At 31.0% G+C, this 9,232-nt stretch carries 6 protein-coding genes; 2 read left to right on the forward strand and 4 right to left on the reverse strand.

Annotated elements, in window-relative coordinates:
* Positions 1–40 precede the first annotated feature (40 nt).
* From HR065_RS03265 to secA, 4 genes are all read right to left on the reverse strand, one after another.
* A complete protein-coding gene (locus HR065_RS03265; protein ID WP_178734473.1) occupies positions 41–766 on the reverse strand; it encodes a YitT family protein in 726 nt (241 codons plus the stop codon).
* 67 nt (positions 767–833) lie between these two features.
* Entirely contained in the window at positions 834–1,934 is a 1,101-nt protein-coding gene (gene prfB, locus HR065_RS03270) for a peptide chain release factor 2 (protein WP_178734475.1), read from the reverse strand.
* A gap of 359 nt (positions 1,935–2,293) precedes the next feature.
* Positions 2,294–3,250, reverse strand: a complete 957-nt coding sequence (locus HR065_RS03680; RefSeq protein ID WP_244948358.1) for a DNA-methyltransferase — start codon at positions 3,248–3,250, stop codon at positions 2,294–2,296.
* Positions 3,251–3,398: 148 nt separating this feature from the next.
* Positions 3,399–5,903, reverse strand: a complete 2,505-nt coding sequence (gene secA / locus HR065_RS03280) for a preprotein translocase subunit SecA (RefSeq protein ID WP_178734477.1) — start codon at positions 5,901–5,903, stop codon at positions 3,399–3,401.
* Positions 5,904–6,746: 843 nt separating this feature from the next.
* On the opposite strand from secA, the gene HR065_RS03285 reads away from it, so the two are divergent.
* Both HR065_RS03285 and HR065_RS03290 read left to right on the forward strand, forming a co-directional pair.
* Positions 6,747–8,201, forward strand: coding sequence for a hypothetical protein (locus HR065_RS03285; protein WP_178734479.1), 1,455 nt, complete (start codon positions 6,747–6,749; stop codon positions 8,199–8,201).
* Between the two features lie 51 nt (positions 8,202–8,252).
* The coding region (locus HR065_RS03290; protein WP_178734481.1) for a hypothetical protein at positions 8,253–9,232 on the forward strand (980 nt) is incomplete at its 3' end.

Below are 9,232 nucleotides of genomic sequence, written 5' to 3' on the forward strand. Positions count from 1 at the left end.
AGTTCTAATGCGGTGTTTTATTTTCAGAATTGAAGAATTTTTATTTTTGATCGGTATTATCAACGTTAATTTTATTTTTCTTTTCCATGATATAACCAATAATAGTGATAGTTATATAAGATAATAACAATCTAATCCCGGTTTCCAATAAAACTGCTCCGTCAACTTTGTCTTTATTTTCCATACTTTTCAATAAAGAATCAACTGAAACTAAAACACCATCAGTCATAAATAAAATAATAATGAAATTAATCTTAAACTTATCTTTTAAAAGTTTATGAAAAACATCCATTCCCCCAGTAGTATAACCGTGGTTTCGAATGTTTGCTACCGTAGTTCCAATCAGAAGACCACTCATCAGAGAGGCAATAACTAATTGAACGTACATGTTTCTTATATGCAACGAATCAAAAAGAATGCCTGAATTATTGCCAGTTAACAAATCAAAAAGAGGAGCGCTGACAATTAAAATAACAACTAAAAAAGCCGTTTTAGCGAAGAATTCTTTGCCAAATGCTTTCCAACCAACTAGTAAGGAAATTACTTGAGCGAGGAAAATAAAAACAGAAATGTTAGAAAAACTATTTGAAAAGAAATTTGGTGGAACAAATTTGCTCATCAACATAGCTACACCATCCATTCCTCCTGTATTTAAATTAGTAGAAATTAAAAAGAAATAAATAGCGATAGATAAGACAATATCGTTTAAAATCAAACTTGTCCATTTTTTAATGTTATCGTTCTTGTGGGAAATATTGGTGTCCATAAATAATTTTTATATAAAAAGATTGAATAATCGTTTTATACCCTTTCTAATGAGAATTTTTTTATTATTAAGAATCGTTTTTTTGCCTCAAAAAAGCGTTAATAAAATCGTCTAAAAAACCATCCATAACAGCGTCAATTTGAAAATATTCATAATTAGTGCGATGGTCTTTTACCATTTGATAAGGGTGAAAAACATAACTTCTAATCTGAGAACCCCAACTAATATCTTTTTGTTCTCCGTTAAAGTTTTTTTTACTTTCTTCTTGTTCTTTTAAAGCAATTTGCAATAATTTGGTTTTTAAAATTTGCAAAGCTTTTTCTCTATTTTTAATTTGACTTCTTTCGTTTTGACAAGTCACAACAGTGTTGGTCGGTAAATGAGTAATTCTTACTGCCGAATCGGTCGTATTAACGTGTTGTCCACCAGCGCCACTGCTGCGATAAACATCTACTTTGATATCTTCATCTTTAATCTCGATTTGAATATCTTCCTTAATTTCGGGTAAAACCTCACAAGAGGCAAAAGAAGTGTGCCTTCTTGCGCCGGAATCAAAAGGGGAAACTCGTACCAAACGATGAACGCCTCTTTCGGCTTTTAAATATCCGTAAGCGTACGGACCTTTAATCAAGATAGTCGCTGTTTTTAAGCCCGCTTCTTCGCCTGGTTGAGAATGAAGAATTTCGTATTGAAATTTTTTTCTTTGCGCGTATTTTTGGTACATTCGCGTTAACATTTCACACCAATCTTGCGACTCAGTTCCGCCAGCGCCTGAATGTAAAATTAAAATAGCGTTATTTTCGTCATAAGGTTGATTCAATAAAACTTCAATTTCAAAATCTTTAATTTCTTTTTGAATTTGTTTTAACTCTTCAATCAGGAAAAGAAAATCACTATCGTTTTCATTTTCCACTAGTTCAAATAAAGTCACCAAATCATCGTATTTTTTCTTTAAAGAATTAAAATTGGCAATTTTATTTTGTAGTTGATGAAGTTTTTGACTAATATCAATAGCGTCTTTATTTTCAGTCCAAAAATTAGGTTTTTCCATTAAAGCCATTAAATCGTCTATTTGTTTTTTCTTGTCTTCTAAATCTATTTTTTGTTCTAAATTGTGCAAAACAGTTTGCAAAGTGGTTAGAGTTTGATTAATCTCATATCTTTCCATTTCGTTTTTCTCCGTGTTAAAAAAATTTGTCCTTTTTTATGCAACGAAGGATTATCAAAAGTTTCTTTTAAAAATAAGAACATTGGTAAATATTCTCATTTTTAAAAAAAGACTAACACTAAGTAAAACTTCTTTTTCATAAGAAAGCGAATTATTTTTAATTTTTATCTTCAAATTTGAATTTTGGGTAAAAATTGTTTCATTGCTTGGAAAATTGTAAGAAAAGAAAAACCTACATCATATCTTCATAATTCAATATTTAGCATATAGGTTTTTGGTTTAATAATTTTTTTTAAATTTTAATCATATAAGGTTTTTTAGGGATTAAATCTAAAGGAATGTGCGCCATTTTTATCAAATCAATGAAGGGGATTTTTTAAAATCTTTTCAACGAAAAAAACATAATCAGGATTTATTTCAATACCGATATAATTTAAATTCATCCTTTTAGCTACTAATAATTCTGAGCCAGAACCCACAAAAGGGATTAAAACGTTTCCCGGTGTGTTTGTTTGAATAACTGAATTAATCAGTTTTTCGGTTAAAGCTTGAGGTTTTTGCGTAGGATGAACTATTGTATCATGTTTTAAATGTTTTTTTAACTCTTTCGATGGTAAAATTTTATTTTCACAAGTGCGGCATAAAAAAAATCTTTCTTTTAAACCAGCTCCGCCCGCTAAAGCAGGTATTTTAATAACATCACGAGGTAAAGCGCCTTTTTCATGAACTTTATAAGTGGTGGCTTGACTGCCGAATCTTCCTAAAGTTTCTTTCCTTTTTTTGCCAGAAAAATTAAAATAAGCTGGTGTATAAGGTTCTCTTATTTGATCGATATAAAGTTTGGGTTTTTGTTCGTTCCAAAGGCATAAAATGGACTCATAAGAACGTTGCCAAAATTTAGAAGAAGGAGTGGTTTTATTAGTATAATGCCACGCTAATATCCTTTGTTGATCAATAGGAAAACGAGCGGAAATTCTTGATAAAATTTCGGGATAGCCATAAATATATAAAACGCCATTAGGTTTTAATAATTTTAAAGATTTTTTAACCCATTTTAACATCCATTTGATATATTGTTCGATCGTTAAACAATCTTTATTATTGCCGAAATCTTTATTGATATTATAAGGAGGATCAGCGATAATAACTTCAAAAGTTTGTTTAATTTTAGGGATGACTTTTAAAGCATCACCTAAAATGACTTCAGCAAACTTATCGGTCTTGTTGATAACGGAATAATCGACTTCAGATGTTAAAAGTGAGTTTTGTTCTTTATTAACTAAATCTAAAAAAACGATTGTTTTTATAAGGAACAATAGGTTTTACCTTTTCGTTTTTATTCACTTTATTCTCCTTCTATGGGATAATATCCTTTACCGCAAACACTCAAAAAATTTTTCAGAAAATAAAAACTCCTTTAAAAGATTGTTTTCAATGATGTTGATTTTTGGGGCATAAAAAAGTTTAATTCCAAGGTTTTCTGGAACCTCTAACTTTTCTATTTTTCCTTTTTGCAGCATTTTCTTCAGAATCAGGACGGTTGAAAATTAATTGTTCTTGAAATGATTCCACTAATTGGTCGGTTAAAGCGGAACTTTTTAAAATAGTTTTCGTTACATCAAGAGCGATATTTTCGATCATTTGGTTGAAAAACTTTTGCCCTTCTTCTTGGTAAACTACTAAGGAGTTTTGTTGACCGTAACTTAAAAAATTAATTCCTCTTCTTAAAATACTCATATCATTAATATGACGTTTAAAATAAGAATCTACTTTTTGTAACATAATGTATCTTAAAACATAAAAATACTGCTTATCATCAATAACTTGTAATTTAGCTTTTTGTTCTTCCAAGAAAGTCGTTACTTTTTTTTGTACCACTTCTTCTATTTCTTTAGCGGATAAAAGAGTGCGTGGTTCTTCTGTAGTTTGGAAATCTTGGACTGTAAAAGTATTAGGAAGGAAAAATAAAGTTTCTAAATAGGTGATAAATTCTTGAATTCCTTCATCATCTTTCTTAGTCATTTTATTTTTTAAAAAGTAATCAATATTGCTGTTTAAAGTTTTATTCATTAAGTTCAGAGCTAAAACATCTACTTCTTCAGATTTTAAAATTTCTTTTCTTTGTTGGTAAATGATTTCTCTTTGTAATCTTAAAACAGAATCAAATTGTAAAACAAATTTACGGTAATCATAATTAGAAGATTCAATTTTTTTCTGAATATTGGTCACAAAATTACTAAACATTTTTAAAGTAATAGGTTCATCAGAGCCGCTGTTGTTTTGCAACATAGAGATAACCCTTTGCATCCTAGTGCCGCCAAAACGTTTCACTAAATCATCATCAGCAGAAACGAAAAAGCGGGAAAAACCTGGGTCTCCTTGACGTCCAGCACGTCCTCTTAATTGGTTATCAATCCTACGTGCTTCGTGCCTTTCAGTCCCTAAAACAGCTAATCCACCTAATTCAACTACTCCTTCACCTAAACGGATATCAGTCCCACGACCAGCCATATTAGTAGCGATAGTGATAGAACCTTTATTACCGGCTTTAGCGATAATTTCTGCCTCTTTAGAGTGGTTTTTAGCGTTAAGTACTTCATGTTTAATTTTTCTTTTTTTCAAATATTTAGCTATCTCTTCAGAAACTTCCACTGTTGGTGTTCCGATTAAAAGAGGTTGTTGTGTAGCGTGCCTTTTTTCGATTTCGCCTAATAAAGCTTGCCATTTTTCTTCAGCAGAAGCGAAAACATAATCAGGCGCATCTTCCCTAATCATAGGTTTATTAGTAGGAATTTCCACTACTTTCATTTTATAAATATTCACGAATTCTTTTTCTTCTGTTTTAGCTGTTCCTGTCATACCTGACATTTTACGGTAAATTCTAAAGAAATTTTGGTAAGTAATAGTAGCGGAAACTTCTGTTTCTTCTTTAATAACACATTCTTCTTTGGCTTCGATCGCTTGATGCAAACCATCGCTGAATTGACGACCATTTAAAATCCTACCAGTGAATTGGTCAATAATTAAGACTTGTCCTTTATCCACTAAATAATCTTTATTTTTTTCCATAATAAAACCGGCTTTTAAGCTGTTTTTAATGTGGTGCAATAACAAAGAGTGAGCATTATTGTATAAATTAGTTAATTGGAAAAAAGCTTCAGCTTTGCGGACACCTTCTTCAGTTAATTCGATAGTTTTAGATTCTAAATCAATCATATAATGTTCTGGTTTTAAGCTTTTGACAAAACGATCAGCATCACGGTAAAACTTTTTACCTTGTTGAGTGTTGCTCGAAATAATTAAAGGAGTTCTGGCTTCATCAATTAAAATAGAGTCTATTTCATCAATAATAACGTAGTTATAATCACGATGCATCATTAAATTATTAATATCAGTTTCCATATTATCTCTTAAATAATCGAAACCTAATTCACTATTAGTAGAATAAAGAATATCAGCTTGATAAGCTAATTGTTTTTCTGGAATAGTTTTATCTTTAGTGTTTAAACCAACAGTCATACCTAAAAAACGGAAAATATCGCCTATTTGTCCTTCAGCTTCACGACTAGCTAAATATTCATTAACTGTCACGATATGAACTGCATCACCACTTAAAGCATTCAAATAAGCCGGTAAAACAGAAGTTAAAGTTTTACCTTCACCGGTTTTCATTTCGGCTATTTGTCCTTGGTGTAAAACGATAGAACCTAAAAGTTGTACGTAATAAGGTGTTAAACCAGTTACTCTTCGAGAAGCTTCTCTCGCTAAAGCGTAAGCTTCCACTAATAAACTATCTAAAGAAGCACCTTCTTGGAAACGTTGTTTTAATTTGGCAGTTTCTTGAGGGAAATCCTCATCTTTTAGTTGTTGCATCTCTTCTTCTAATTTTTCAATTTTAGTAGCGGTTACTTTCGCTTTTTTTAAATATTTATTGGAAGAATCAAATAATTTTGTAATAAAACTTAACATGTGTATATAACCTTTCTTGAAAAAATAATTTATCGATTATTTTTTTATTTTTATTAATTGAATAAAAATTAATATCTATTTTAATAATATTAAAAATGAAGGTCTTTTTTACTCTTTTTTTTAATATTAATGAGTATCGCCTCTTTTATGAAAAGAAAGAAGTCATGATTAATTTGTTCTTTATTGGTTTAATTTAAACCTTTTTTAATGGTTTTATTTAGTGTTTAATAATAAAAACCAACCCTTAAATTAATAATATCTCTTTTCTGGGAAAAAAACATTTTTTTAAAAGAAAGACTTTTGATAAAAAAACAACCTTCTAAAGAAATTTAAAAAAAATTATTTATGGGTCTAAATTAGCTGTTTTTTATATTTTTATTTTTTCACAGAAGTGCAATAATTAAGACCAATAAGAAAAAGAAAGACTTTTTTTAAGGAACTTTATTGCTTCATAAAAAAATATGCTAATAATATAATAATAACATAATTCCCTCCATTAATTAATAATTAGTTAAGTAAATTTAGTACAAGGAGAAAATATTATCTCTTTTCATCTCATAACCAGTCCTACAACTCTTTTAAAAAATAGTTCTCTAGGATTCTTTTTATCTTTGGTAAAAAGAAAAGATATCCTGGAAAAACGCTTTAAAATGATTTTTATCTTTTTTGGGCCCTCTTTTTTCATATTTCCATTATATCAAAAATGGTACTTTTTTCATCTTTTTCTTGTGAGGAAGAAGGACATTAGTCCGCTAAGACTTGTTTTTTTTTTTTTTCTATATAATTAATTTTAATGATTTATTTATATAAATTATTAAAATTAATGAAGAAATGGTAATAATTGTGACACAAAAAAATAAAAAATTAGTCTTTTTGGTAAGTTTTATTTTATTAGGTTTTTCAATAGTTTGTGGTATTATATTAGCTATTAACAATTCCGGTAAAAAAGATGATAACCAAACAGATACAAGTAATAAAACAACAGTTCAACCTACTGAAAATAAAGGCAAAACAGAAGGGAGTGGATCTGATAGTGGAACTGGAAAAGAGAACAATCAAGGTTCAAATGGAGGAGGGACTTCTTCTCCTGCTTCTCCTTCTTCTACAACTTCACAACCCGATCCAGTCGTGACAAGCACGCCTAATCCGAATTCAGGCGGTAATTCAGGTTCAAATGGAGGAGGAACTTCTTCTCCTGTTTCTCCTTCTTCTACCGCTTCGCAACCTGATCCAGTTGTGACAAGTACACCTGATCCAAATTCAGGTGATAATAAAAGTTCAAACGGAGGAGGCGCTTCTTCTCCTGCTCCTGCTTCTCCTGCTTCGCAGCCTGATCCAGTTGTGACAAGTACACCTGATCCAAATTCAGGTGATAATAAAAGTTCAAACGGAGGAGGCGCTTCTTCTCCTGCTCCTGCTTCTCCTGCTTCGCAGCCTGATCCAGTTGCGACAACTCCTCCTAATCCAAATTCGGGCGGGAATCAAGGTTCAGGAAATGGCGGAAACGGCACTACCACTCCTGCTCCTACAACTTCGCAACCTGATCCAGTTGCGACAACTCCTACTAATCCAAATTCGGACGACAATAAAGGCTCAGGAAATGGCGAAAACGGCACTAAAGTTCCCGCTTCTCCTGCTTTGCAGCCTGATCCAGTTGTGACAAACACACCTAATCCAATTTCAGGTAATAACCCAGAAGCTCATGCAAATGGCGATTCTGTTGTCGGAGCCGGAACAGACAGCAACCAAAGTTCAGACCGTGGAGAAAATGAGTTTAACCCTATTTCAAACAGAAACAACATTATTGAAATCCAATTAGAATCTGATCCTAACAAATCGCCAATGGAACAAATTTATAACAAAACAAAAGAATTAATGAATAAAGGTGAAACAGAAGAACAATTGAAAGAAAATCAAGAAGAACCTAAAGAGCAAAACTTGTTGTTAACAGACACATTAATCAACAGTTATAATTCGCCGGAAGAAACAAAAAAAGCAATATACGAACAAAGTCCATATTCAATAATAAAAATAGATGAAAACTCGGAAAAAGAAAAACAAGAATTAATGGCTGTTTACTGGACGAGAGAAATACAAGAAAATGACAAATTTAGAAAAAATAATGATCAAAATTATACTTTAGCAGAATTAAAAAACATGGTTCTTGATTCGGAACAAATGTATATTTATTGGTGTGTAGTTCCTGAAGGCGGCTTTAAAAAGCTAGAAAACACTATTGAAGAAACACCTAAACAAGAAATTCCCAAACCTAAGGGACCAATGGATGAAAATAAATAACCTTCAGAACCCTATCAAAACTCAGACGAAGATTTTAATTTAAACGATAATATGGGGCGTGAACCGATAAATCAAGAAATTCAGGGACCTAACTTAATTAACACATTTATAAGTGCAAAAGATAACAAAACATTAAGTGGTAATTTTTATCGTTTAGTAGATGAAAACATTCCTAATTTTGTTTCTAACGAATCAGAACGTAACCTTTACTACGAAAAAGTAAGAAAAAACCAAGATAACACTCTGTTTTTGACGAAAGATTATGTTGGTAAAATCACATATAAATCCGACACTCCTACTGAATTAACAAATAGCCATAATTTAATGGAAAGTTCCCGAAATGCCTACCAAGGAGAAAATTTAATAGGTGTTTATTTCACAAACGGAACTAGACCGGCTAAAAAAGGAGATAATAAACCATTTAATATAAATGAATTAATAGCATCAGGTAATGGTTCTGAAAAGATAATTCTTCTTTGGGATTTTATTCCTACAAAACCAGTAGAAAACAATAATCCTTCAGAAAGCGAACAAAGAGAAGGCGATCAAAGATACGAATCAAACCCTTATGAGAATGATTACAATCAAGAAACACGCAGACCAGAAACAATTGAACAAGTTATAGAAGCAACAGATAATGAAACATTAAGTCGCAAATTTTATCATTTTGTAGAAGAAAACATTCCTAATTTTGTTTCTAACGAATCAGAACGTAACCTTTACTACGAAAAAGTAAAAAACAACCAAGATAACACTCTGTTTTTGACTAAAGAATATGCTGGTAAAATCACATATAAATCCAAGGAAGGAATAACTCCTACTGAAACAACAAATAGCCATAATTTAATGGAAAGTCTTCAATATGACGGCATAGAATTAATAGGTGTCTATTTCACAAACGGAACTAGACCGGCTGCAAAAGAAGATAATAAACTATTTAATATAAATGAACTAACTACATTAGGCAATGGTTCTGAAAAAATAGTTATTCTTTGGGGCGCTAATTCTACAAAACCAGTAGAAAACAATAA

Origin of the sequence: Candidatus Phytoplasma pruni, from assembly GCF_013391955.1 — a bacterium.
GTDB lineage: Bacteria > Bacillota_I > Bacilli_A > Acholeplasmatales > Acholeplasmataceae > Phytoplasma.

Coding starts and splice junctions, on each gene's coding strand:
- secA (WP_178734477.1), bottom strand. CDS start 5,903: ATGTTAAGTTTTATTACAAAATTATTTGATTCTTCCAATAAATATTTA.
- HR065_RS03265 (WP_178734473.1), bottom strand. CDS start 766: ATGGACACCAATATTTCCCACAAGAACGATAACATTAAAAAATGGACA.
- prfB (WP_178734475.1), bottom strand. CDS start 1,934: ATGGAAAGATATGAGATTAATCAAACTCTAACCACTTTGCAAACTGTT.